The following is a 22,690-nucleotide window of genomic DNA, read 5'->3' on the forward strand; positions in this document are numbered from 1 at the left end:
ACGCCAGAGGCCTGCGCCTGCGGTTGCGTTACCGGAGAGGGGCGTGGCAAGGGCTGGCTCGTTTCCCACCATGGTTCGACCCGAGCGCTCGACGGCGGCGCGAGCGTTCGGGTCGAACCATCACCCTCCGATGGTTCGAGAGGATCCTGCGCCCCGGGGACGGCGTGAGGGTCAGTCATCAGCATCGCTGACCGGTCATCGTGCCGGCCGTCCCCGCAAGACGCGTGACGCACTTACGAGAAAGGTCAAATGAGCGCATTCGACTACAGGAACTTCAACGACCGACGCGAGAATTCCGCCGCCGCCAAGGCTGCCCTGCTGGCGAAGTTCAAGTCCCGTCCCCCTTCGGATGACCCCGAGGTCCAGGCCCGCGCCCAGGCCCGAGCCGAAGTCGCCCGCGCCCGCGACGAGCGTATCCGCGAGCGTGAGGCCGCCCGGATCGAAGCCGAGCGCAAGGCCGCCGAGGAAAAGCGCATCCGCGAGGAAACGGAACTCGCCACGAGGCTCGCCCGCGAGGCTGCGGAACTCGCCGCCGCGCAGGAGCGGAAATCCGCCGAGCTCGAAGCCAAGAAGGCCCTGCGCGATGCGCGCTACGCGGCCCGCAAGGCGAAAGCCAAGATCAAGCGCTGACGCCAAGCCCGGTCATACGGGCGCGGCCAGCCGCCGACCGGTCCGCCGGACCTCAGAACGCCGCCCGCCTCGCGGGCGGTTTTCTTTTGTCCGGTGACATTCGGCGCAGAGCCCCGCGTCCACGCAGGAATTTTCCCGCGACAAAGCTTCACCGTTCCGACCGCCGAACTATCTTCACCCCGGTGGGGAGCAATCAGCAGTGACGATGCAGCGGTACAAGCAGGGTCTACGTCTGTCGTTGGGGTTCGCGGCCTTCGCCGCATTCGGCCTCGCCTCCGCCCGCGCGGAGCCGCCGATCCGCAGCCCGGAAGACGCGGCCTGCCGCGCCGAGGCGAAGGGCCGGGTCTTCGGCGCGCCGAACCCGCGCAACCTCCCCCTCGAGGAATTGGGCAAGGGGATCTATTTCGCCTGCATGGACCGGATCGCCCCCAAGGCGAAGGCCCCGCGTCCGCGCAGCCGCCGTCACCACGCCCGGTGACGGCGCCGCTCCGGCGGTCACGCGTCGAGCGGAGCGCCGATCCGGCTGCGCAAAATCTGCTTCAGGCGGTCATCGCCGCCCTGTGCATCGACCGCCGACATCAGCCGCAGGAGCTGGCTGAGGGGTGTCGCCCGGCTGCGGACGGCCTCGGCGATCTGTTCCGCCAGGTTGTGTCCACGGGGGCTGAAGCATGGCTTGCTCGCGACGTCGCGGGTCTGAAGCATGCGCGGCAGGTCCTTTGAAGGATTCCAGGGGCGGGCGGGTCGCTAAACCTTTCGCTGGCTCAGCGCCAGCCCGTCCCAGGGCTTTCCATAGCCGGCATCGAAGAGAGTCGCCGGGAAGCCACAGGGGCTGGGGTGCACTCCGGTCGCCCCGGGCACGGCCGCAGCAAAGCCGCCTGCTCGCCGGATAAGGCTGCGTTGTCAGGGCCTTGAACGTCTTTAGCCCACCTGGGCCACCACCCGTCGGACGCCGTCATCCACCGGCCTTTGCCTGCATGGGACGCAGGACAAAGGCGCGAATTGTGCACTACTGGTTTGCGAGCGGCGACGAATCGAACCCGTCGAGAAGGTCCTGAGGGTCGTGGTAGATCGCGACACACCCGGACCCGGAGAGGTCGGCCTCGGGAAAGCCGCCACACAGGAAGCCGATCGTCCTCAGCCCGGCCTTGCGGGCGGCCTCCGCGTCGTAGGGCGTGTCCCCGATCACGATCATGTCGGCCGGCGCGATGCCCTCCAACTTGTCCATGGCGGCCTGTAAGATGTCGGGATGCGGCTTCGAGCGCTCGGCGTCGTCCGAACTCGTGGCGACGTCCACCAGATCGCCGATCCCCAGAAGCTCCTGATAGTGCGCGACCTCGTCCTTCTTGCCCGACGAGGCAAGGGCGATGGTCAGCCCGGCCTTCCGTGCCCGCTCGAACAGCGGGCGCACCGCGGGGAACGGGCGGACCTTGTCGAGGTAGGCGCGCTTGAACAGGTCGGAGCGGTAGGTTTCGATCTCCTCGCCATCCCGGGCGACGCGCTCCTCCGAGAGGAAGACCGGCATCAGCTGGTCGCCGCCCTTGCCGATCTGCCGGCGGACCTCGGCCTCCTCCGTCTCCACGCCGAAGTGGCGGAAGGCCTCGACCCAGGCCCGGGCATGGAGATCGACGCTGTCCAAAAGCGTCCCGTCGATATCGAAGATCACCGCCCGCATGCGCCCCACTCCACTCCGGCGCCCGATCCTGTGCGCCGGCAGGGCCGGCGGGAAGGCGTTCTCGGCGGACAACCGCACGGGGACGGCTCCGTTCCGGCCCCCGAAACGGCGAAGGCCCGCCCCATCGGTGGGGCGGGCCTTCGGCACCGGCTCGGGGAGCGAGGGTGGTTCAGTGCAGCGAGGCGGGGCGGGCCGGCTTGGCCTTGCCGACCGCGGCTGCGGCGACGGCGGCACCCGCGGTCGCCTTGGGCTTGGCGATCCGCTTGGCCGGGGTCACCGGGGCGACGGCCGCGACCGGCTTCGCCTTCGCTGCTACGGCCTTCGCTGCGGCGGTCTTCGCTGCGGCGGGCTTGGCCGCGGCGGGCTTGGCGGGCTTGGCGACCGCCTCGGCCTTCACGGCGGGCTTCTCGGCGGCCTTGCGGGCCGGCTTCTTGGCGGGCTCGGCGACCGTCAGCTCGGCCTCGGCGCGCATCCAGTGGATCTCCGCGCGGCCGTGGGTGCGGCCCTCGCCTTCCCAGATGTAGTAGGCGCGCTCGCGCACGGCCTGCTCGTTGAACTGCATATGCGGTCTCCCGATGGGACGATCGTGCACTCTCTCCCGGTGGATCGGTGTCGGTCCCGCCGGAGAGCGCCCTGTCGGCGACGATCGATCCGGCTGGTTAAAGGTTGGTTAAGTCCGTCGGCCCGGCCGGTGCCGGGCCGCGGTTGAGAAAATCCGCCGCGCGGTCCACATGAAGGGCGGCGCGCCGGCCCGGCGCACCGCCCCTTCCCCCGCCGGCCTTGAACCGGTGCAGCGGAGCCCGAGCATGTTCATCCAGACCGAAGCCACCCCGAACCCCGCCACCCTGAAGTTCCTGCCCGGCCGGGTGGTGCTGTCCGATTCGACCTTCGAGGCCCGGGATGCCGAGGCGGCGACCCGCTCGCCCCTGGCCTCCGCCCTGTTCACGGTGCCGGGCGTCACCGGCGTCTATTTCGGGCACGACTTCATCTCGGTGACGAAGGCCGACGATGGCTCCGAGTGGCCGCAGGTGAAGCCCGCCGTGCTCGGCGCGATCATGGAGCATTTCCAGTCCGGCGCGCCGGTGATGGATGAATCGGCCGGGGCGCACCACGACGAGGCCGGCGACGAATTCTACGACGAGGCCGACCACGACACCGTGGTGACCATCAAGGACCTGCTGGAGACCCGGGTCCGCCCGGCCGTGGCCGGCGACGGCGGCGACATCACCTTCCGCGGCTACAAGGACGGGATCGTCTACCTGGAGATGAAGGGGGCCTGTTCGGGCTGCCCGTCCTCCACGGCGACCCTGCGCCACGGCGTGCAGAACCTGTTCCGCCACTTCCTCCCGGACGTGCGCGAAGTCCAGGCGGTCTGAGCCCGTTGCCGGCGCAAGCCGGCAACACTGCTCACGAGACAGGGGATGGAGCCGCCGGACGGCGCTGACGGTGCGGCGGATCTGTTTTATGCCATACCATTCGCGTCCGACGGCGCGACGGGAGTTGGCGTGCGAGTACTGGCCATCGATACGGCGCTGGATTTCTGCGCCGCCTGCGTGATGAGGGGCAGCGAGGCCGAGCCTCTGGCCTCCGAGTCCCTGCCCATGGCGCGCGGCCACGCCGAGGCGCTGCTGCCGCTGATCGAACGGGTCATCGCCCGCGTCGAGGGCGGGTTCGAGGCGTTGGACCGCATCGCGGTCACGGTCGGCCCCGGCAGCTATACCGGCCTGCGGGTCGGCCTCTCCGCCGCCCGGGCGATCGGCCTCGCCACCGGCCGCCCGGTGGTCGGCGTCGGCACCCTCTCCGCCCTCCTCGCCCCCCTGCTGGCCGACGCCACCGAGGGGACGCTCGCCGCCGCCATCGATGCGCGCCACGGGGCGGTCTACGTCCAGGCCCTGACGACGGCCTCCGGCGAGGGGCTGGCCCCCATCTACCTCCCGGTGGCGGAGGCGGCCGCGCGGCTCGGCCCCGGGCCCGTGACCCTGACCGGATCGGGCGCGCCGCTGCTGGCGGCGGCCCTGGCCGAGCGCGGCATCGCCGCCACCCTCGCCGGCATCGGCGGGCCGGACATCGCCGCCGTGGCGCAATTGGGGATGGTGGCCGACCCCACCCATGCCCTGCCGCGGCCCCTCTACCTCCGCGGGCCGGATGCGCGCCCGCAGAATCACGCTCGGGTCGCCCGGCAATGAACCGTCCCGCTTTCCCGTTCTGGCCGATGGAATGGTGGATGGCGTGGTGGGAGGCGCTGACGCCCCCGCCGAGCGTCTCGCTCCTTTCGGACGCGTCCCAGGCCGGCGCCCTCGCCCGGATCCACGCCACCGCCTTCGCCCGCCCGTGGGAGCCGCACGAATTCGAGCGCATCCTGTGCGAGCGCTCCAGCTTCGCCCACGGCCTGTGGCGTTCGGGGACCCTCCAGGGCTTCGTCCTGTCGCGGCGGGCGGCGGATGAGGCCGAGATCCTCACCGTCGTCATCGCCCCCGCCCTGCGCGGCGGCGGCCATGCCCGCGGTCTGCTCCGGGAGCACATGAACGGCCTCGCCCTCGCCGGCACGCGGCGCATCCACCTCGAAGTGGACGAGGGCAACATGCCGGCCCTGAAGCTCTACAAGCGGATGGGCTTCACGCAGGTCGGCGCCCGGACGGGCTACTACCTGAAGGCGGACGGCAGCCGGGCGACCGCGCTGACGATGTCGGCCGAGCTGTGACCGCGTGAGCCGTATCGGCCTCGCCCTGCGCGTCGCGGCCCTGGCCCTCGCCTTCGCCGTCCTCGGGCCGCTGCACCTCCTCGCCATGCGGGTGAAGGGGCGCGGCGCGGGCCGGGCCCCGGTGCTGTTCCACCGCGCCTTCCTCCGCCTCTTCTCGGTGCGGGTGACGCAGAGCGGCACGCCGCCCGCGCCGGACGAGGCGGCGCTCGTCCTGGCGAACCACGTCTCCTGGCTCGATATCGTGGTGATCGGCGCGCTCCGGCCGCTGTGCTTCGTGGCGAAGTCCGAGATCGCCGGCTGGCCGGTGATCGGCCAGCTCGCCGCCCTCCAGCGCACCCTGTTCATCGACCGGGGCCGCCGGAGCGCCACCGCCGTCGTCAGCGCCGAGATGGGGCACCGGCTGGCGGGGGGCGAATTGGTGGTGCTGTTCGCCGAGGGCACGACTGGCGACGGCACGCGTCTGCTGCCGTTCCGCTCCTCGCTGGTCGGGGCCGCCCGGGCCGCGCTGCAGGCGGAGGGCGACCGGGGCCGGGTGCGGTTGCAGCCGCTGGCCATCACCTATCCCCGCCGCAACGGCCTGCCGGTGGTGCGCGCCGAGCGCGCCGAGATCGCGTGGTACGGCGACATGGAACTCGCCCCCCACCTCGCCGCCTTCGTGAAGGGCGGCCCCATCGACGTCCACGTCGTCTGGGGGGATCCGATCCTGTTCGAGGCCGACAGCGACCGGAAGGTCGCCACCGCCACCGCCGAGGCGGAGGTGCGCCGGGCGATCCAGGGCGTCGTCACCGGGCGCCCGGGCCGGGAGCCCGCCCCCGCCCCCGCCCGGGCGGCGGATCTCGGCGCGATGGGAGGCCTGTCCGCCGCCTGACCGGGCACGAATTCTGTGCTAGAGCCCCGCGCAGATCACGACGTTCCACCGCACGCCCCGAACCGGATCCGGCCCGTTGAAGAAAGCCTACGTCAAGTCCTACGGCTGCCAGATGAACGCCTACGACGCGGCGCGCATGGCCGACGTGCTGGGCGCCGAGGGCTACGCCGCCACGGACAGCGCGGACGATGCGGACGTCGTCATCCTCAACACCTGCCACATCCGCGAGAAGGCGGCCGAGAAGGTCTATTCCGAACTCGGGCGCCTGCGCGTCCTGAAGCAGGAGCGCCAGGGCCGCGGGCTCGACACGCGCATCGTCGTGGCCGGCTGCGTCGCGCAGGCGGAGGGCGCGGAGATCCAGGCCCGCCAGCCGGCCGTGGACGTGGTGGTTGGCCCGCAGAGCTACCACCGCCTGCCGGACCTCCTCGCCCGCTCGGCCGGCGGCCGGGTGGTCGACACCGAATTCCCCATCGAGGACAAGTTCGGCAGCCTGCCCGCCCGGCGCAGCGCCGGGTCGTCGGCCTTCCTGACGGTGCAGGAGGGGTGCGACAAGTTCTGCGCCTTCTGCGTGGTGCCCTATACCCGCGGAGCCGAGCTGTCCCGCCCCGTGGCCGCCGTGCTGGACGAGGCCGGGCGGCTGGCGGCGGGAGGGGTGCGCGAGCTCACGCTGATCGGGCAGAACGTCAACGCCTATCACGGCGCCGGGGCGGATGGCGGGCCGGTGGGCCTCGCCGCCCTGGTGCGCGAGGTGGCGCGCATCCCCGGCATCGCGCGGATCCGCTACACCACCAGCCACCCGAACGACTTCGCCGACGACCTCGTGCGCGCCCATGCCGAGGTGCCGGCGCTGATGCCCTACCTGCACCTGCCGGTGCAATCGGGCTCGGACCGGGTGCTCGCGGCCATGAACCGCAGGCATACCGCCGACGCCTATCGCCGGCTGGTGGACCGGGTGCGCGCCGCCCGGCCGGACATCGCCCTGTCGTCGGATTTCATCGTCGGCTTCCCCGGTGAGACCGATGCGGACTTCGCCGACACCCTCGCGCTGGTGCGCGACATCGGCTTCGAGAGCGCCTTCTCCTTCAAGTACAGCCCCCGCCCCGGCACCCCGGCGGCGGAGCGGGCCGATCAGGTGCCCGAAGCGGTGATGGCCGGGCGGCTGGCCGAGCTGCAGCGGCTGCTCGACGACCGCCGTTACGCCTACCAGCGGGAGGCGGTGGGGCAGGTCTTCGACGTGCTGGTGGAGAAGGCCGGGCGGCGTCCGGGCCAGGTGGCCGGCAAGACGCCGCACCTCCTGGCAGTGCAGTTCGACGCCCCGCAGGACCATATCGGACGGATCGTGCCCGTTCGGATCACCGAGGCCGGCACCAACAGCCTGTTCGGCGAGCGCCTTGCGGAGGCCGCCGCCGCGTGAGGACGAGAGACGTGAGAGAGCGCGCTTGACTGCGACGGACGGTGGACGCGGGGGGGCACCCCCGCGCGGGCGGCCCCCCGGATTCGGGAGGCCCGGTCTCGACGAAGCCGTCGAGGTGCCGTTGACCTTCGACGACAACCGGCTCGCGAGCCTCGTCTTCGGCCAATACGACCAGAACGTCGCCCATATCGAGCGGCGGCTCGGCATCACGGCAACGGCGCTGGGCAACCACCTCGTCATCAAGGGCCCGGCGGATTCGGCCGAGAAGGCCCGGCGGGTGTTCCTGAAGCTCTACGCCCGGGTGCGCGGCGGCGGCACCGCCCTGAGCCTTGGGGACGTGGATGGCGCGATCCGCGAATCCACCGCCCAGGCGACCCTGTTCCCCGCGGCGGAGGTCGCCTCCGAGGCGGACACGCCGCATTTCGATCAGATCGCCACCCGCCGCCGGGGCGCCGTGCGGGCCCGCAACCCGGCGCAGGATGCCTACATCAAGGCCCTCCGCACCAACGAACTGGTTTTCGCCGAGGGGCCGGCGGGCACGGGCAAGACTTGGCTCGCCGTGGGCCATGCCGTCTCCCTGCTCGAACAGGGCCATGCCGAACGGCTGGTCCTCTCCCGCCCCGCCGTCGAGGCCGGCGAGCGGCTGGGCTTCCTGCCCGGCGACATGCGCGAGAAGGTCGATCCCTACCTTCGGCCGATCTACGACGCCCTCTACGATTTCATGGAGGCCCGGCACGTCGACCGGGGCCTGCAGACCGGCCAGATCGAGATCGCGCCGCTGGCCTTCATGCGCGGGCGCACCCTGACCAACGCCGTGGTGCTCCTCGACGAGGCGCAGAACACGACCTCCATGCAGATGAAGATGTTCCTCACCCGCCTCGGCGAGGGTTCGCGGATGATCGTGACCGGCGATCCGAGCCAGATCGACCTGCCGCCCGGCCAGAAGTCCGGCCTCGTGGAGGCCGTGCAGGTGCTCGACGGGGTGGAGGGAATCGGCCGGGTGACCTTCAAGGACGTGGACGTGGTGCGCCACGACCTCGTCCGCCGGATCGTCACCGCCTACGAGAGCGCGTTCCACGGCGGCAGCGAGGCAGACCGTAATCCCAACCCGCGGCGGCGGCCGCTGGCGTGATGGGCGCGCATGACATCGACATCGCCGTCGAGGACGAGCGGTGGACGGGAGCCGTCCCCGACCTCGAATCGCTGGTGATCCGGGCGGTCGAGGCCGGGCTCGCCATCGCCCCCGCGCGGCCGGACGGCCCCGTGGAGGTGAGCGTGCTGCTGGCCGACGACGGGACCGTGCAGGACCTCAACCGCACATGGCGCGGCAAGGACAAGCCCACGAACGTGCTGTCGTTTCCGGCCGCGCCGCAGCCCCGCCATGCGGAGGCCGCGACGCCGCTGGGCGATGTGGTCCTTGCCTACGAGACGATGGTGCGCGAAAGTGCCGAGCAGAGAAAGCCGCTCCAGAATCACCTCGCCCACCTCCTCGTCCATGGGACCTTGCACCTTGTCGGACAGGACCACGAACTCGGCGAGGCCGAGGCCGAGGCGATGGAAGCCCTCGAAGTCGCGGCCCTCGCGACCCTGGGTATCCCGGATCCCTATGCCGACTGAGCGGGCTACCACCGTCCCTTCCTTGATCCGAGAGACATGAGCAACGATCGAAGTCGCGGCGCGGCCCTGGCCGCGCCGAATGTGTCCGAGGCCGACGCCCCGCAGCGTGAGCCTTGGTACGACCGCCTGCTCCAGGCGCTCCACCTGAAGCCGCGGGAGACGCTCCGCGAAGGCCTGGAAGAGGCCCTGTCCGAGCCGGACGAGAGCGAGACCGGGCTGTCGCCCCTCGAACGGGCGATGCTCAAGAACGTCCTCGGCCTGCACAAGGTGCGGGTGGACGACGTGATGATCCCCCGGGCGGACATCGTCGCCGTCTCGAACGAGACCAACCTCGGCGATCTGCTCAAGCTGTTCCGCACGGCGGGCCATTCCCGGCTGCCGGTCTACGGCGAGACGCTGGACGACCCCCGCGGCATGGTCCACATCCGCGACCTCGTGGACTTCATCGCCGCCAAGGCCGAGCCCTCGAGCCGACGCCCGCCCGCGGCCCGCACCGTCGCCACGCCCGGCGAGGCCGTCGCCGGGGGCGAGGAGCCGAGCCCCGCGCCGCGCCCCCGCCGCCCGGCCGTGCGGCTGCCCCGCAGCCTCGATCTCGGCAAGGTCGACCTCGGGACGACGCTCGCCGCCGCCCGGATCCAGCGTCCGGTCCTGTTCGTGCCGCCGTCCATGCCGGCCATCGACCTGCTGGTGCGGATGCAGGCTACTCGCACCCACATGGCCCTCGTCATCGACGAATACGGCGGCACCGACGGGCTGATCTCCATCGAGGACCTGATCGAGGTCGTGGTCGGCGACATCGAGGACGAACACGACGTGGCCGAGGCCAAGCGGGTCCAGCGCGTGGAGGGTGAGGGCGACGTGTTCGTGGCCGATGCCCGCACGCCGCTGGCCGACGTCTCCGAGGCGACCGGCATCGACCTCATCGCGGCGGTGGGCGACATGGCCGAGGAGATCGACACGATCGGCGGGATGATCGTCACCCTGGCGGGTCGGGTGCCCTCGCGGGGCGAGCTGATCACCGGCCCCGGCGACCTCGAGTTCGAGGTGCTCGACGCCGATCCGCGCCGGCTCAAGCGCCTGCGCTTCCAACGGGGGCCCGCCCGCATCGCGGCGGTGGTGCCCCTCGCCCTGCCGCCGCCCTCCCCTCCGCCGGCCGCCGAGACGCCGCACCCGTGACGGTGCGGACCGGGACCTCGTACCGCGACGCCGGCCTTCGCCACGGGGGTGCGGGCACCGGCCGCTCCGGGGGCCTCGCCCGCCGCGTCGCCTTTCTGCGCGGCTGGCGGCGGCTCGGTGGGGCCTGGGTCGCGGGGGCCTTCGGGGCGCTCGCCATGCCGCCCTACGGTGCCCTGCCCGCCCTCGCCGTCTCGCTCTGCCTCGCCGTCTGGCTCATGGACGGGGCGCTGGCGGGCCGCCGGGCCCCCGGCCGGGCGGGCGCGGCCTTCCTCATCGGCTGGGCCTGGGGGTTCGGCTTCCTCACCGCCGGCCTGTGGTGGCTGGGCTCGGCCTTCCTGGTCGAGGCGGACGAGTTCCTCTGGGCCCTGCCCCTCGGCGTCATCGGCCTGCCCTTCGGGCTCGGCCTGTTCTACGGCGCGGGCTTTGCCGCCGCCGGGCTCCTGTGGAGCCTGGGGCCGGCGCGGATCGCCGCCCTGGCCTTCGGGCTCGGCGGCGCCGAATGGCTGCGCGGGCACGTGCTCACCGGGTTCCCGTGGAACGTCCTCGGCATGGCGCCCGGCCAGAACCTCTGGCTGATGCAGGCCGCCGCGGTGATCGGCCTGTACGGGCTGACCCTGCTCGCCGTCCTGATCTGCGCCGCCCCCGCGACGCTGTTCGACCGGGCGCCGCCCCGGGGCCGGTTCGGGCCCTCGGCGGCGGCGGCGATCCTCCTCGCCGCCCTCGCCCTTGCTGGCGCGGACCGGCTCGGCCCCGCCGACCCGGCCGTGACCGGGGTGAGGCTGCGCCTCGTCCAACCCAACCTGCAGCAGGATGCCAAATTCCGGCCCGAGAACCGGGACGATATCGTCGACCGCTACGTCGAACTCAGCCGGCGCCCCCCCGAGGCGGGCGGGGCGGCGCCGACGCATGTGGTCTGGCCGGAATCGGCCTTCCCGTTCCTGATCCAGCGTGACGCCGACGCCCGGGCGAAGATCGCCGCCGGCCTCACGCCGGGGCGCGTGCTGATGACCGGCGCCGCCCGCGCCGACGAACCGCTGCCCGGCGAGCGCCCGCGGATCTTCAACGCCATCATGGTGATCGAGGCCGACGGCACCATCACCGACACCTACGACAAGGTGCATCTCGTGCCCTTCGGCGAGTACCTGCCGGGCTTCCTCGACCGGGCGCTGCGCGCCGTGGGGCTGCGACAGTTCGTGGCGATCCCCGGCGGCTTCACGGCGGGCACCCCGGCGATGCAGCGCATCCTCACCGTACCGGGCCTCCCCCCCGTGGTGGGGACGATCTGCTACGAGGCGATCTTCTCCGGGGCGATCCGCCCGGTGGGCCAGCCCATCGATTCCACCCGGCCGCCGGGGCTGATCCTGAACGTGACCAACGATGGCTGGTTCGGCGACACGCCGGGGCCACGCCAGCACCTCGCCCAGGCCCGGCTCCGGGCCGTCGAGGAGGGGTTGCCCCTGGTGCGGGACGCCAACACCGGCATCTCGGCCGTGGTCGATCCCCACGGCCGCATCACCGCAGAGACCCCCATCGACGTGGAGACCGTGCTGGATGCCGACCTCCCGGCACGGATCATCGGCGGGACGCTCTACGCCCGCTTCGGTGACCTGCTCTTCGCCGTCATGCTCATCGTCTGCGCGGGCGGCGCCCTGACGGGGCGGAAGACGGCGTGACGAAGCCGAGGGCAGCCATGGGCGGGTGGGTGCTGGGCCTCGCGATGATGCTCGTCGCGTTCAACCTGCGGCCGGCCCTCAGCACCGTCGGGCCGCTCCTCGGCCAGATCCGCGAGACGACGGGGCTGACAGCGGCGGGGGCGGCCACTCTCACCACCCTGCCGGTGCTGTGCCTCGGCCTCGCCTGCGCGCTGGCCGCGCCGGTGATCCGCCGGATGGGGCCGGATCTCGGCGTGCTGGCGGGCATGGCCCTCGTCGCCGCCGGCCTCGCCCTGCGCGGGGTCGGCACTCTGCTCTTCCTGTTCCTCGGCACCGCCATCGCCGCCACGGGGATCGGCTTCGCCAACGTGCTGCTGCCCGCCCTGGTCAAGCGCGACTTCGCCACCCGGGGCGGACCGATGACCGGCCTCTACACCATGACCCTCTGCCTCGGGGCGGCGGCGGGCGCGGGCGCGGCGGTGCCGGTGGAGCGGGCGCTGGAGGGGTGGCCCGTGGCCCTCGCCGTCTGGGCCCTGCCGGCGGTGGTGGCCTTCCTGGCGTGGCTTCCCTTCGCCCGGCGCAGCGGACCCGCCCGCCCGCCCCAGGCGGGACGGCTGCTGCGCGATCCCCTGGCCTGGCGGGTCACCGCCTTCATGGGCCTGCAATCCTCGCTGGCCTACATCCTGTTCGGCTGGCTCCCCCTCCTGCTGCAGGGTCGTGGGCTCGACCCACTCCATGCCGGCCTCTTCGCCTCGCTGACCACCCTGAACCAGGCGCCGGGCGCCCTCATCACCGCCACCCTGGCCGCCCGCGCCGCCGACCAGCGTGGGTGGATCGTCGGCATCCCGGCGCTCACGGCGGTCTCCTTCCTCGCCCTCGCCTTCGGGGCCGAGGGCCTGCGCGTGCCAGCCGCCTGCGCGCTGGGGTTCGGCATCGGCGGCTGCTTCGGTCTGGCGCTGACGCTCATCATCCTGCGCGCCGCCGATGCGGCGAGCGCCGCGGGGCTCTCCGCCATGGCGCAGGGCATCGGCTACGTCTTCGCCGCCCTCGGCCCCCTGGCTTTCGGCCTCGCCCACGAGGCGACGGATGGCTGGGGTCTCGCCGGGTCGCTCTTCGCCGCGATCACCGTGGTGGCGATCGTCGCCGGCCTGCCCGCGGGGCGTGCCCGCACCGTCGCCGCGCTCGCCCCGGCCACGACCTGATCGTGGCATCCGCCGTCGTCCCCGGCGGCGAATACGGAGCGGTCTGCCTTAAATCGATCTGTCCTGTCGCTTTCTCAGGCGAACGGGCGATCAAACGGCGCAGTCGCGCGTTCACCCATCACGATACACGGCTCGATGGTGACAGGAATGACGCGCAAAACTTACGGCTTCGCTCTTCTTTCGGCGGCGGCGCTCAGCCTCGCGATGATCCCCGCGGGCGCTGACGCCCAGGGTCGCGGCAATGCCCTGTCGGGCGGCGGCGTGTCGGTCGGTAACCCCGGCGGCGGCTTCGGCCATGGCGGCGGCTTCGGTGGCGGCCATGTCGGCGGCGGATTCGCGGGCGGCCGTGGGGGCTTCGGCGGTGGCCATGTCGGCGGCGGTGGTTTCAACCGCGGCGTCGGCTTCAACCAGGGCGCCGGGTTCAACCGGGGTGGCGGGTTCAACCGCGGTGCCTACGGGCGCGGCTATGGCCGGGGCGGCTACAGTGGCTACGGCCTCGCCGCCGGTCTCGGCGGGCTCGGTCTCGGCCTCGCGGCTGGCAGCCTCTACGGGGGATACGGCGGCTACGGCGGGTATGGCTACCCGGCGGGCTACGGCTACGATGACGGCTATTACGGCACCGAGTATGGCCCGGCCTATGCCCCGGCGGGTTACGGCACCGTCGGTTACGCCCCGGTCGAGACCGAGGCGACGGGTGGCGACGAGGCGGCGATCGCGGCCTGCGCGGCCCGGTTCAAGACCTACGATCCGCAGAGCCAGACCTATGTCGGCCGGGGCTACGTCCGGCACTCCTGCCCGTAATGGTTCGACCCCGCCTCCGTTGTCACGGGCGGAGGTGGGGTGATCGAGGCACGCCGCGTCGTCCGACGTGGCGCCGGCCTGGGTCGGTCCGCATCCCCCACGAAGACGGCGGCGTGCTGATCTCTTGGTCCGAAAATATAAAAACCCCGCGCGGTCGCACCGCGCGGGGTTTTTCCATGGGGGCCCGGCGAACCGGACCCCTTCGCGTTCTTACTCCGCGGCGACCCGCTGGGCCGACTCGGTGTAGGTCTCGGCCGGCAGGCGCTTGCCCGGGGCGGCACGGCCCGGCAGCGGCGGCAGGGCCTTGGCCTTCTCCAGATCGATCCCGGCGCCTTCGGCGACGCGGCGGCCGTAATCCTCGTCCGCATGCCAGAAGTGCCAGACCATCCGCAGCTGGATCGGCTCCGGGCACTGCTTCATGTCGCCGACGAGGTTGGCGATCAGGTCGTCACGCTCCCAATCCTGGAACGAGCGGTAGCGGACGCCGGCCTGGGTGTAGTCGTCCTCGGTGCGCGAGGTCTGGAAGCGGCCGAGGCGGCCCTCCACCGGCTGGTGGTAGTCCTTGGCCGGCTTCGGCGCCTCGGCGAGGCCCTCGGCCAGCGTCGAGGGCTCGTAGTTGATGTGCCGGTTCGGGCCGGTGCCATCGACCGCGTAGGTCATCTGGCCATCGCGCTGGTTCGAGTACACCTTCACGCCGGGCTGCGGCGCGTTGATCGGCAGCTGGAGGTAGTTGGCGCCGACGCGGTAGCGCTGCGTATCCGAGTAGGACAGCGTCCGCCCCTGGAGCATCTTGTCGTCCGAGAAGTCGATGCCGTCCACCAGCACGCCCGTGCCGAAGGCCGACTGCTCGACTTCCGCGAAGAAGTTGTCCGGCACCCGGTCGAGCACCATCCGGCCGCAGGGGAGCAGCGGGAACTGGTCCACCGGCCACAGCTTCGTGTCGTCCAGCGGATCGAACGACAGGTGGTCGTTCGGGCCGTCCGGCATGATCTGCACGCAGAATTCCCACTCGGGGAAGTTGCCGGCCTTGATGTTGTCGTACAGGTCGCGGGTGGCGTGGCCGACGTCCTTGGCCTGGATCTCGGAGGCCTGCTGCGAGGTCAGGTTACGGATGCCCTGCTTCGGCTCCCAGTGGAACTTGCAGAGCACGGCCTCGCCCTGGTCGTTGACCAGCTTGTAGGTGTTGACGCCCGAGCCTTCCATCTCGCGGTAGTTCGCGGGGATGCCCCACGGCGACTTCAGGTGCGTCACCATGTGGATGGCCTCAGGGTGCTGGGCCACGAAGTCGAAGAAGCGCCAAGCCTCCTGCCGGTTGGTCACCGGATCGGGCTTGAAGGCGTGGATCATGTCCGGGAACTTGATCGCGTCGCGGATGAAGAACACCTTGAGGTTGTTACCCACGAGGTCCCAGTTGCCGTCGACGGTCTTGAACTTGACCGCGAAGCCGCGCGGGTCACGCTCGGTCTCCGGCGACTCCTTCGCACCGGCGACGGTGGAGAAGCGCACGAACATCGGGGTCTTCACGCCGGTCTCGGTCAGCACCCGGGCGCGGGTGTACTTGGCGGCCGGCTCGTTGCCGATCTTGCCGTAGGCCTCGAAGTAGCCGTGGGCGCCGGCGCCGCGGGCGTGAACGACGCGCTCGGGAATCCGCTCCCGGTCGAAATGGGTGATCTTCTCGATGAACTGGTAGTTCTCGAGGGTCGCCGGGCCACGCTCACCCACGGTGCGGGTGCTCTGGTTGTCGCGGACCGGGTGGCCCTGCCGGGTGGTCAGGATCGGGCGTTGATCGCTCATGCGTCTCGTCTTTCCTCGGGCCTTCGGCCCGTTGCAGGGACGGCGTGTCCAGACTGGAACCGTTCTGGCATCCTTATGGACCCGCCGGGCATGCATGACAAATGCATCGTCACAAAGGATGTGATAGACGGCGTCTATGAACCTTTCAGGACTGTCCCTGCGGGATCTGGAATATGTGGTCGCCGTCGCCGACGAGGGGCACTTCGGGCGCGCGGCCGATCGCTGCAACGTCAGCCAGCCGACGCTCAGCGTGCAGGTGCGCAAGCTCGAAGCGGCCCTGGGCCTCACGCTCTTCGAACGGTCGAACCGCCGCGTGCTGCTGACGGAGGCGGGGCAGGCCATCGTGCGGCAGGCCCGGACGGTGCTGGCCGAGGCGCAGCGGCTCCTCGCCATGGCCACCGAGGGCCGGGGGGCGCCCCTCACCGGCCGGCTCTCCCTGGCGGCGATCCAGACGCTGGGGCCGTACTTCTTCCCGCTGGTCCTGCGCCCGCTGCGCGAGGCGTTTCCGCTGTTGAGCCTGTCGCTGTCCGAATCGCGCACGGCCGACATCGTGGAGGGCTTGCGCGAGGGGCGGATCGACGCCGCCCTGGTCTCCCTGCCCCTGGGGCCGGGGACCCTGTCGCTCTCGCCCCTGTTCATCGAGCCGTTCCTGCTGGTCTGCCCGGCGGAACATGCCCTGGCGCAGGGCGGCGCGCTCTCGGCCGGCGCCATCGCGGGGCCGGATCTACTCCTCCTCGACGAGGGCAACTGCCTGCGCGACCAAGCGATCGCCGCCTGCGGCGCGGGATCCTCGGTCGGGCGCCACGCCACGAGCCTGGAGACCCTGCGCTCGATGGTGGCCGCGGGCGCCGGCTACACGTTGCTGCCCGCGCTGGCGGTGCCGACCGGGCCAGACCCCAACGGCCTGACGGTGATCCGCGACTTCGACGTGGATGGGCCGGGCCGGACGATCGCCCTGGCATGGCGGGCGAGCGACCCACGGGCGGCGGGGCTGGCGCACCTCGCGGCCTTCTTCCGGGCGCATGCCCCGCCCGGCACGGCCGCCTGCCGGGATACCGCCGGGTGAGGCTCTGCCGGTGGGCAACCGCGCTCCGAGGCTCTATCAGGCGATCGCCCCGACGAGCGGATGGAGGTGTCGATGCGCCCGGTGATGCAGGCCGTTCTGGCGGTGCTGGTGTCGGCGATGCCCGCCCTGGCGGCCGGGGACGAGCGGCCCCGCGACGTGTTCGCGCGGATCGACGAGATCGACCGCGCCTCCCTGGTGATGACGGTGGAGACGGGAATCGTCCCGCCGGCCCTGGGCCGGGCCATCGCGAAGGCCCTCGATCAGGTCGCCGTCGATGCGGCCCAGCCCGGCGCGGCGCGGCCCGACGACTACCTGAAGATCGAGCCGCTGATCACGGCCATCGCCGGCCCCGATGCGAGCCGGATGCATGCCGGCCGCAGCCGACAGGACATCATCCCCACCGTCCTGAAGCTGGAGGAGCGGGACCGCCTCCTCGCCCTGGCCGCCGCCCTCGATGCCGCCCGGGCGAGCCTGCTCGACGTCGCCGCGCGGGAGGCGCGGACGGTGATCCCGGCCTACACCAACGGTGTCCAGGCGCAGCCGACGACGCTCGGCCACTATCTCCTGGGCTACGCCGCCGCGATGGCCCGCGCCTCCGACCGCCTGCACGAGGTTTGGGCGCGGACCAACCTGTCGCCGCTCGGCGCCGCCGCGCTCGGCACGTCGAGCTTCCCCGTCGACCGCAGGCGCCTCGCCGCCCTCCTCGGCTTCGATGCGCCCGTGGAGAACAGCTACGATGCGGGCCAGCTCGCCCCGATGGACCTCGGCCTCGAACTGACCGGGGCCGCCGCCAACCTCGCGACGACGGCGGGCAGCTTCGCGCAGGATCTCTACGCCCAGTACCACCAGACCCGCCCGTGGATCCTGCTGCGGGAGGGGGCGCTGACCGGCCCGAGCAGCATCATGCCCCAGAAGCGCAACCCCGTGGCGCTCTACAGCCTGCGGATGAGGGCGAGCGACGTGGTGGGCGGCGCGATGGCCTTCACGGTGATGGCGCACAACGTCGATTCCGGGATGCCGGACTACAAGCGCAACCAGATGATCCCGCCCGCGCAGACCCTCGCGGCGGCCACCGAGATGTGCAAGCGCTGGAAGGCCGTGCTCGACGGGCTCGTGGTGGACCGAGCCCGCGCCGCCGACGAGGTCGCGGCGGATTACTCGACCACGACGGAGCTGGCGGACACGCTCCAGCGCGAGGCCGACGTGCCGTTCCGCCTCGGCCACCACTTCGCCTCCGAGCTCGTCACCTACGGCCGGAGCCATGACCTGCGCCCGGCCGACCTGCCCTTCGACGAGGTGAAGCGGATCTACGCGGAGGCTGCGGCCGCGCCGGGCCTGCCGCAGGACATGCCGAAGGCGCTGCCCCTGACCGAGGCGCGCTTCCGCGAAGCCCTCTCGGCCACCGGCATGATCGCGGCGGCCAAGGGCCTCGGCGGGCCTCAGGAGGCGGAAGTGACGCGGATGCTGGGCGCGGCCCGGGACAAGCTCGCGGACGACCGCGCGTGGCACGCGGCGAAGCGGGAGGGGATCGCCGCCGCCCGCGCCGGCCTTGACCGGGCGTTCGCCGCCCTGGCCGCTTCACCTTGACGTCGATTGGGCGGTGACAGCGCGGCCTTAGGGGTGTAGCGGGCGGGGCGCCCCGTCACGCCCGGCGGGACCGTCCTTCCCGATCGATCGCCGTGCCCCCGCTCCGCACCATCGGCCTCTGGCTCGCGCTCGTCGCGGCCTCGGCCGCCGTCGCCTTCGGCCTGACGGCGGCCCAGTTCCCCGCGGCCCTGCTCCTCGGACCGATGATCGCGGCCATCGCCTTCGGGGTCGGCGGCTCGCACCTCACGGTGCCCCGGCCCGCCTTCCTCGCCGCCCAGGCGATGATCGGTTGCCTCGTAGCCCATGCCGTCACGGGACAGATCGCCCAGACCCTGTTCGAGGACGGGCCGTTGATCGTCGCGGTGGTACTGGTGACGGTCGCGGTCTCCGGGCTCGTCGGCTGGATGCTGACGCGCCTGCGGATCCTGCCGGGCACGACAGCCGCCTGGGGGTCCTCCCCCGGCGGCGCGTCGGCGATGGTCGCCATGGCCGAGGATTTCGGGGCGGACCCGCGTCTCGTGGCCTTCATGCAATACGTCCGGGTGGCGGCGGTCGTCTTTTCCGCCTCGCTTGCGGCCCGCTTCCTGATGAGCGCGGCGCCCCCTGGCGCCGGAGCCGGCGCGGGCGATGCCTCGGCGGCGAGCTCCGTGGTCGCGACCCTGCTGGTGGCCGTCGTGGGCGCCGTGGTCGCCCTGAAGCTGCGGGTGCCGGCCGGGGCGCAGATCGGGCCCATGGTGCTGGGCTCCGTGCTGCACGCCACCGGGCTGGTGCGGATGGCGCTGCCGGTGACGATCCTCGAACTCGCCTATGCGTGCATCGGCTGGTACGTCGGCCTGCGCTTCACCCGCGAGACCCTGCGCCTGACGGTCACCGCCCTGCCCGGCATCCTGACCGCGACCTTCGCGGTGATCGCCCTGTGCGCGGGATGGGGGTTCCTGCTGACGCTGCTCCTGCCCATCGACCTGCTCACCGCCATCCTGGCGACGAGCCCCGGCGGCCTGGATTCGGTGGCGATCATCGCCGTGGGCTCGCAGGCGGACGTCTCCTTCGTCCTGGCGGTGCAGACCCTCCGGCTGTTCGTGGTGCTCCTGACCGGGCCGCTGCTGGCGAAGTGGATCAGCCGGTCGGTGCCCGGCGGGGCGGCGTCCTAGATCCACCCGCCGTCTTCGCACGGAGCGACGCGATCCGGGGTTGCGCCCTTCGCCCTCGCATCGGGGGGCGGAAGGGTCTATGGCGCGGGGCCCATGCCCGAACCCGCCCCCATGACCGATTACATCAAGAAGATCCTCACCGCCCGCGTCTACGACGTGGCGATCGAGAGCCCGCTCGATCCGATGCCGCGCCTGTCGGGCCGGCTGGAACGGCCGGTCCTGCTGAAGCGCGAGGACCTGCAGCCGGTCTTCTCGTTCAAGCTGCGCGGGGCCTACAACAAGCTGTCCGGCCTGGATGCGGAACAGGTCGCCCGGGGCGTCGTCTGCGCGTCGGCCGGCAACCATGCCCAGGGCGTCGCCCTGGCGGCGGCCAAGCTCGGTGCCCGGGCGGTGATCGTGATGCCGCGCACCACCCCTTCGATCAAGGTCGATGCCTGCCGGGCAAGGGGCGCCGAGGTGATCCTGCACGGAGACGCCTTCGATGAGGCCCTGGCCGAGGCCCGCCGCCGGGAGCACGCGGACGGCCTGACCTTCCTCCACCCCTTCGACGACCCGGACGTGATCGCCGGCCAGGGGACGATCGGCAAGGAGATCCTGCAGCAGCATACCGGTCCCATCGAGGCGATCTTCGTGCCCGTGGGCGGCGGTGGACTGGCCGCGGGAATCGCCACCTTCGTGAAGTACCTGCGCCCGGAGACGAAGGTCATCGGCGTGGAGCCCGAGGACGCGGCCTGCATGAAGGCGGCGCTGGAGGCCGGCGCCCTGGTCGATCTGCCCTCGGTCGGCCTGTTCGCCGACGGCGTCGCCGTGAAGCGGGCGGGCGAGGAGACGTTCCGCCTGTGCCGGGAATACCTCGACGGGGTCATCACCGTCGACACCGATGCGATGTGCGCCGCGGTGAAGGACATCTTCGATGACACCCGCGCGGTGTCGGAGCCCTCGGGAGCGCTGAGCCTCGCCGGGGCCAAGCTCTACGCCGAGCGGGAGGGGGGGACGGGAACCCTCATCGCCGTCTCCTCCGGCGCGAACCTCAACTTCGACCGGCTCCGGCACATCGCCGAGCGGGCCGAGATCGGCGAGCAGCGGGAGGTCCTGTTCGGGGTGACGATCCCCGAGAGGCCCGGCGCCTACCGGGACTTCATCAACGCCCTGGGCCCTCGGGCCATCACCGAGTTCAACTACCGGCAGGCGCCGGGCTCGGCCGCGCAGATCTTCGTCGGCATCAACCTCGGCGGCGGCAAGCGCGAGAAGCTCGAACTGATCGGTGCCCTGCGCGGGGCCGGCTACGCCGTGGCCGATCTCAGCGACAACGAGATGGCCAAGGTCCATGTGCGCTACATGGTCGGCGGCCGCAGCAGCGGCCCGGGGCACGAGCGGCTGTTCCGCTTCCAGTTTCCCGAGCGGCCGGGGGCGCTGATGAAGTTTCTCGATGCCCTCGGGCCGGGCTTCGACATCACCCTGTTCCACTACCGCAACCACGGTGCCGATTACGGGCGGGTGCTGGCCGGCATCGCCGTGCCGCCGGGCGAGCGCGCGCGCTTCGACGACGCCATCGAAGCCCTGGGGTACCCGGCCACGGACGAGACCGACAATCCCGCCTATCGGCTGTTCCTCGACGGGGGGGCGTAAGGCGCTCCGGGCCCCGCCGATCCCTCCCCCCGCGGAGGGGTGGGCGGCGCGTTTCGATCACCCGTCGAGGGGCTCGACGGAGATCACGTCCGGTGCCTCGCGCAGCGTGCGCTCGATGGTCTGGAGGGCGGCGGGGGGCAAGCGGGAGAACAGGACCGTCGCCACCTCGCGGTCCGGATCCTCGTCGGGCGCCAGGACGAACTGGCGGATCCGGGAGGCGTAGCCGCCGAGCAGACCGTGGAGGGTATCGACGGAGAGCGCCCCCCGGCGCACCGTCACCCGCAGGCCGTGGCCGCGCATCCGGTCGCGCCAGCGTTCCTCGAAGGGCTTCACCCCCGCCAGGATGGCGACCACGATGGTCGTGGCCGCCACCGCCGGGACGTAGAGCCCCGCCCCCACGGCGAGCCCGACCGCCGCCACGGCCCAGAGGCTCGCCGCGGTGGTGAGGCCCTTCACCACTTCACCCTTCAGCAGGATCGTGCCCGCCCCGAGGAAGCCGATGCCCGAGACCACCTGCGCCGCGATGCGCGAGGGGTCGAGCACCACGTTGTGCGCCCCGAGCGCGTCGGCGAAGCCGAAGGCCGAGACGAGCATGATGAGGCACGAGCCGGTGCAGACCAGCATGTGCGTGCGCAGGCCCGCCGCCCAGAGCAGGCGCTCGCGCTCCAGCCCAACGATGCTGCCGCACAGGGCGGCGACCGCCAGCCGTGCGATCATCTCCCCGTTGCCGATCAGGACCGTCCTCCTTCTCGCCGCTGCGCCATCGTCCGGTCAGGCCGGGCCGAGGGCCGCCTTCTCGACCTCGTAGGCCGCCCGGACCGCCGCGCCGCCATAGGTCCGCTCCAGGCGGCGGATCGTGAAATGCGCCCGTGCCGTCGCCTGGAAGTGGCTCATGAACACGGTGTTCACCGCCGCGCCGCCCACCGCGCCGAGGATCGGCACCGCCTGGGCGGCGACCTTCTCCGACACGACGATGCCGAACCGCGCGGCGACCTGGGCTGCGAAGCGCATCAGCGCCGGGCCGGACTGGTCCGCCAGGGCGATGGTGCCGGCATATTTCGCCGCCTCGGCCATGGTCTTGGCCAGTGCCGCACGGACGGCGAAGTAGCCGCTCTCGGTCAGGGTCGAGCCCGTCTCCGCGGAGGCCGCGAGCTTGCCGCCGCCGAGGGCGAAGACCTGGATGCAGGCCAGGGCGCCCTCCGGCGTGGCGATATCCTCGCCCTCCTCTCGGGCGATCTCGGCGATGGAGCGAAGCATGAGGGTCGTGGAGACGGGGAGCTCCACGGCGATCGTCGCGAGGCCGAATGCCCCCCCGAGCGCCCCGGACACCGCGGCCATCGCCCGGTGCCTGCCCTCGCCCGATCCGAAGAGGCGCGAGAACCGCCCCTCGGCGGCGGCGGCCGGCGGCGCGGGCAGGCCGGCGGCGGTCGCGACGGCCTCTCCCTTGGGCAGCGTCGCGAGGGCGACGCGGATCGCCGTGCGCAGGGCCGCCTCCGTCCCCTTGGCGACCGCATCCATCACCGGGGTCGGGAGGGAACGGCCGAGCATCTCGATGGGCGTGCCGGCCGCCGCCGAGAGGCGGGCGGCCAGGCCGGGCCGTTCGAGGGCCTGCACCGCCCGGCGCAGGGCGGCGACATCCGCCTCGCTGAAGGGGGGAGCCGCCGGATCGGCGGCCGGAAGGATCTCACCGGAGAGGATCACATCGCCGCTGCTCATCACACCACCGCTCC

Annotated in this window: 23 protein-coding genes; 17 read left to right on the forward strand and 6 right to left on the reverse strand. The window is 72.2% G+C overall.

Annotated elements, in window-relative coordinates; translation table 11 throughout:
* The first annotated feature begins 249 nt into the window (after positions 1–249).
* Both MKK53_RS14890 and MKK53_RS14895 read left to right on the forward strand, forming a co-directional pair.
* Positions 250–630, forward strand: a complete 381-nt coding sequence (locus MKK53_RS14890) for a DUF6481 family protein (protein ID WP_243929471.1) — start codon at positions 250–252, stop codon at positions 628–630.
* A gap of 205 nt (positions 631–835) precedes the next feature.
* A complete protein-coding gene (locus tag MKK53_RS14895; RefSeq protein WP_279599054.1) occupies positions 836–1,108 on the forward strand; it encodes a hypothetical protein in 273 nt (90 codons plus the stop codon).
* 17 nt (positions 1,109–1,125) lie between these two features.
* Here the strand turns inward: MKK53_RS14895 and MKK53_RS14900 are convergent, their stop codons facing one another.
* From MKK53_RS14900 to MKK53_RS14910, 3 genes are all read right to left on the reverse strand, one after another.
* Positions 1,126–1,332 carry a hypothetical protein gene (locus MKK53_RS14900; RefSeq protein WP_243929473.1) on the reverse strand — a complete coding sequence of 69 codons (207 nt, stop codon included), beginning with the start codon at positions 1,330–1,332 and terminating at the stop codon, positions 1,126–1,128.
* A gap of 304 nt (positions 1,333–1,636) precedes the next feature.
* The gene (locus MKK53_RS14905; RefSeq protein WP_243929534.1) at positions 1,637–2,302 is read right to left on the reverse strand and encodes an HAD family hydrolase; all 666 of its coding nucleotides are present in this window, start codon (positions 2,300–2,302) and stop codon (positions 1,637–1,639) included.
* Positions 2,303–2,471: 169 nt separating this feature from the next.
* Positions 2,472–2,864 carry a DUF2934 domain-containing protein gene (locus MKK53_RS14910; RefSeq protein WP_243929474.1) on the reverse strand — a complete coding sequence of 131 codons (393 nt, stop codon included), beginning with the start codon at positions 2,862–2,864 and terminating at the stop codon, positions 2,472–2,474.
* Positions 2,865–3,108: 244 nt separating this feature from the next.
* Here MKK53_RS14910 and MKK53_RS14915 point away from each other — a divergent pair, with 244 nt between their 5' ends.
* The 11 genes from MKK53_RS14915 to MKK53_RS14965 all read left to right on the forward strand — a co-directional run bounded on the left by MKK53_RS14915 (position 3,109) and on the right by MKK53_RS14965 (position 13,733).
* A complete protein-coding gene (locus MKK53_RS14915; protein ID WP_243929475.1) occupies positions 3,109–3,678 on the forward strand; it encodes a NifU family protein in 570 nt (189 codons plus the stop codon).
* A gap of 129 nt (positions 3,679–3,807) precedes the next feature.
* Positions 3,808–4,488, forward strand: a complete 681-nt coding sequence (tsaB, locus tag MKK53_RS14920; protein ID WP_243929476.1) for a tRNA (adenosine(37)-N6)-threonylcarbamoyltransferase complex dimerization subunit type 1 TsaB — start codon at positions 3,808–3,810, stop codon at positions 4,486–4,488.
* A complete protein-coding gene (locus tag MKK53_RS14925) occupies positions 4,485–5,003 on the forward strand; it encodes a GNAT family N-acetyltransferase (protein WP_243929477.1) in 519 nt (172 codons plus the stop codon). The genes tsaB and MKK53_RS14925 overlap by 4 nt, the downstream gene beginning before the upstream one ends.
* Before the next feature lie 4 nt (positions 5,004–5,007).
* The gene (locus MKK53_RS14930; protein WP_243929478.1) at positions 5,008–5,871 is read left to right on the forward strand and encodes a lysophospholipid acyltransferase family protein; all 864 of its coding nucleotides are present in this window, start codon (positions 5,008–5,010) and stop codon (positions 5,869–5,871) included.
* A 76-nt stretch (positions 5,872–5,947) separates the two neighbouring features.
* A complete protein-coding gene (gene miaB, locus MKK53_RS14935) occupies positions 5,948–7,285 on the forward strand; it encodes a tRNA (N6-isopentenyl adenosine(37)-C2)-methylthiotransferase MiaB (RefSeq protein ID WP_243929479.1) in 1,338 nt (445 codons plus the stop codon).
* 25 nt (positions 7,286–7,310) lie between these two features.
* On the forward strand, positions 7,311–8,417 hold the full coding sequence (locus MKK53_RS14940) for a PhoH family protein (RefSeq protein WP_409564339.1): 1,107 nt from the start codon (positions 7,311–7,313) through the stop codon (positions 8,415–8,417).
* Positions 8,417–8,902, forward strand: a complete 486-nt coding sequence (gene ybeY, locus MKK53_RS14945) for an rRNA maturation RNase YbeY (RefSeq protein WP_243929481.1) — start codon at positions 8,417–8,419, stop codon at positions 8,900–8,902. The genes MKK53_RS14940 and ybeY overlap by 1 nt, the downstream gene beginning before the upstream one ends.
* A gap of 36 nt (positions 8,903–8,938) precedes the next feature.
* Positions 8,939–10,078, forward strand: coding sequence for a hemolysin family protein (locus MKK53_RS14950; protein ID WP_243929482.1), 1,140 nt, complete (start codon positions 8,939–8,941; stop codon positions 10,076–10,078).
* A 2-nt stretch (positions 10,079–10,080) separates the two neighbouring features.
* The gene (gene lnt / locus MKK53_RS14955) at positions 10,081–11,751 is read left to right on the forward strand and encodes an apolipoprotein N-acyltransferase (protein ID WP_409564343.1); all 1,671 of its coding nucleotides are present in this window, start codon (positions 10,081–10,083) and stop codon (positions 11,749–11,751) included.
* A gap of 17 nt (positions 11,752–11,768) precedes the next feature.
* The gene (locus tag MKK53_RS14960; protein ID WP_279599058.1) at positions 11,769–12,932 is read left to right on the forward strand and encodes an MFS transporter; all 1,164 of its coding nucleotides are present in this window, start codon (positions 11,769–11,771) and stop codon (positions 12,930–12,932) included.
* Positions 12,933–13,079: 147 nt separating this feature from the next.
* Positions 13,080–13,733 carry a BA14K family protein gene (locus MKK53_RS14965; RefSeq protein ID WP_243929484.1) on the forward strand — a complete coding sequence of 218 codons (654 nt, stop codon included), beginning with the start codon at positions 13,080–13,082 and terminating at the stop codon, positions 13,731–13,733.
* Between the two features lie 210 nt (positions 13,734–13,943).
* Here the strand turns inward: MKK53_RS14965 and MKK53_RS14970 are convergent, their stop codons facing one another.
* Positions 13,944–15,527 (reverse strand): catalase, encoded by a 1,584-nt coding sequence (locus MKK53_RS14970; protein WP_243929485.1) that lies wholly within the window; start codon positions 15,525–15,527, stop codon positions 13,944–13,946.
* A gap of 136 nt (positions 15,528–15,663) precedes the next feature.
* Between MKK53_RS14970 and MKK53_RS14975 the strand changes: the two genes are divergently transcribed.
* The 4 genes from MKK53_RS14975 to ilvA all read left to right on the forward strand — a co-directional run bounded on the left by MKK53_RS14975 (position 15,664) and on the right by ilvA (position 20,960).
* Positions 15,664–16,593 (forward strand): LysR substrate-binding domain-containing protein, encoded by a 930-nt coding sequence (locus MKK53_RS14975; protein WP_243929486.1) that lies wholly within the window; start codon positions 15,664–15,666, stop codon positions 16,591–16,593.
* A 72-nt stretch (positions 16,594–16,665) separates the two neighbouring features.
* Positions 16,666–18,180 (forward strand): lyase family protein, encoded by a 1,515-nt coding sequence (locus tag MKK53_RS14980; RefSeq protein WP_243929536.1) that lies wholly within the window; start codon positions 16,666–16,668, stop codon positions 18,178–18,180.
* Positions 18,181–18,272: 92 nt separating this feature from the next.
* Complete coding sequence (locus tag MKK53_RS14985) at positions 18,273–19,331, forward strand: AbrB family transcriptional regulator (RefSeq protein WP_243929487.1); 1,059 nt, start codon at positions 18,273–18,275, stop codon at positions 19,329–19,331.
* Positions 19,332–19,442: 111 nt separating this feature from the next.
* Positions 19,443–20,960 carry a threonine ammonia-lyase, biosynthetic gene (gene ilvA / locus MKK53_RS14990; RefSeq protein ID WP_243929488.1) on the forward strand — a complete coding sequence of 506 codons (1,518 nt, stop codon included), beginning with the start codon at positions 19,443–19,445 and terminating at the stop codon, positions 20,958–20,960.
* 57 nt (positions 20,961–21,017) lie between these two features.
* Here the strand turns inward: ilvA and MKK53_RS14995 are convergent, their stop codons facing one another.
* Positions 21,018–21,677, reverse strand: coding sequence for an MgtC/SapB family protein (locus tag MKK53_RS14995; RefSeq protein WP_243929489.1), 660 nt, complete (start codon positions 21,675–21,677; stop codon positions 21,018–21,020).
* 54 nt (positions 21,678–21,731) lie between these two features.
* Complete coding sequence (locus MKK53_RS15000) at positions 21,732–22,676, reverse strand: EcsC family protein (RefSeq protein ID WP_243929490.1); 945 nt, start codon at positions 22,674–22,676, stop codon at positions 21,732–21,734.
* Positions 22,677–22,690: the final 14 nt, after the last annotated feature.

Source organism: Methylobacterium sp. J-076, from assembly GCF_022829405.1.
In the GTDB taxonomy this organism is placed as follows: domain Bacteria; phylum Pseudomonadota; class Alphaproteobacteria; order Rhizobiales; family Beijerinckiaceae; genus Methylobacterium.

Excerpts from the sequence above, each read along its gene's own strand:
- MKK53_RS14890 (WP_243929471.1), top strand. The coding sequence starts at position 250 with ATGAGCGCATTCGACTACAGGAACTTCAACGACCGACGCGAGAATTCC.
- MKK53_RS14895 (WP_279599054.1), top strand. The coding sequence starts at position 836 with ATGCAGCGGTACAAGCAGGGTCTACGTCTGTCGTTGGGGTTCGCGGCC.
- MKK53_RS14900 (WP_243929473.1), bottom strand. The coding sequence starts at position 1,332 with ATGCTTCAGACCCGCGACGTCGCGAGCAAGCCATGCTTCAGCCCCCGT.
- MKK53_RS14905 (WP_243929534.1), bottom strand. The coding sequence starts at position 2,302 with ATGCGGGCGGTGATCTTCGATATCGACGGGACGCTTTTGGACAGCGTC.
- MKK53_RS14910 (WP_243929474.1), bottom strand. The coding sequence starts at position 2,864 with ATGCAGTTCAACGAGCAGGCCGTGCGCGAGCGCGCCTACTACATCTGG.
- MKK53_RS14915 (WP_243929475.1), top strand. The coding sequence starts at position 3,109 with ATGTTCATCCAGACCGAAGCCACCCCGAACCCCGCCACCCTGAAGTTC.
- MKK53_RS14925 (WP_243929477.1), top strand. The coding sequence starts at position 4,485 with ATGAACCGTCCCGCTTTCCCGTTCTGGCCGATGGAATGGTGGATGGCG.
- ybeY (WP_243929481.1), top strand. The coding sequence starts at position 8,417 with ATGGGCGCGCATGACATCGACATCGCCGTCGAGGACGAGCGGTGGACG.
- MKK53_RS14950 (WP_243929482.1), top strand. The coding sequence starts at position 8,939 with ATGAGCAACGATCGAAGTCGCGGCGCGGCCCTGGCCGCGCCGAATGTG.
- MKK53_RS14960 (WP_279599058.1), top strand. The coding sequence starts at position 11,769 with ATGGGCGGGTGGGTGCTGGGCCTCGCGATGATGCTCGTCGCGTTCAAC.
- MKK53_RS14965 (WP_243929484.1), top strand. The coding sequence starts at position 13,080 with ATGACGCGCAAAACTTACGGCTTCGCTCTTCTTTCGGCGGCGGCGCTC.
- MKK53_RS14970 (WP_243929485.1), bottom strand. The coding sequence starts at position 15,527 with ATGAGCGATCAACGCCCGATCCTGACCACCCGGCAGGGCCACCCGGTC.
- MKK53_RS14975 (WP_243929486.1), top strand. The coding sequence starts at position 15,664 with ATGAACCTTTCAGGACTGTCCCTGCGGGATCTGGAATATGTGGTCGCC.
- MKK53_RS14980 (WP_243929536.1), top strand. The coding sequence starts at position 16,666 with ATGCGCCCGGTGATGCAGGCCGTTCTGGCGGTGCTGGTGTCGGCGATG.
- ilvA (WP_243929488.1), top strand. The coding sequence starts at position 19,443 with ATGACCGATTACATCAAGAAGATCCTCACCGCCCGCGTCTACGACGTG.
- MKK53_RS14995 (WP_243929489.1), bottom strand. The coding sequence starts at position 21,677 with ATGATCGCACGGCTGGCGGTCGCCGCCCTGTGCGGCAGCATCGTTGGG.
- MKK53_RS15000 (WP_243929490.1), bottom strand. The coding sequence starts at position 22,676 with ATGAGCAGCGGCGATGTGATCCTCTCCGGTGAGATCCTTCCGGCCGCC.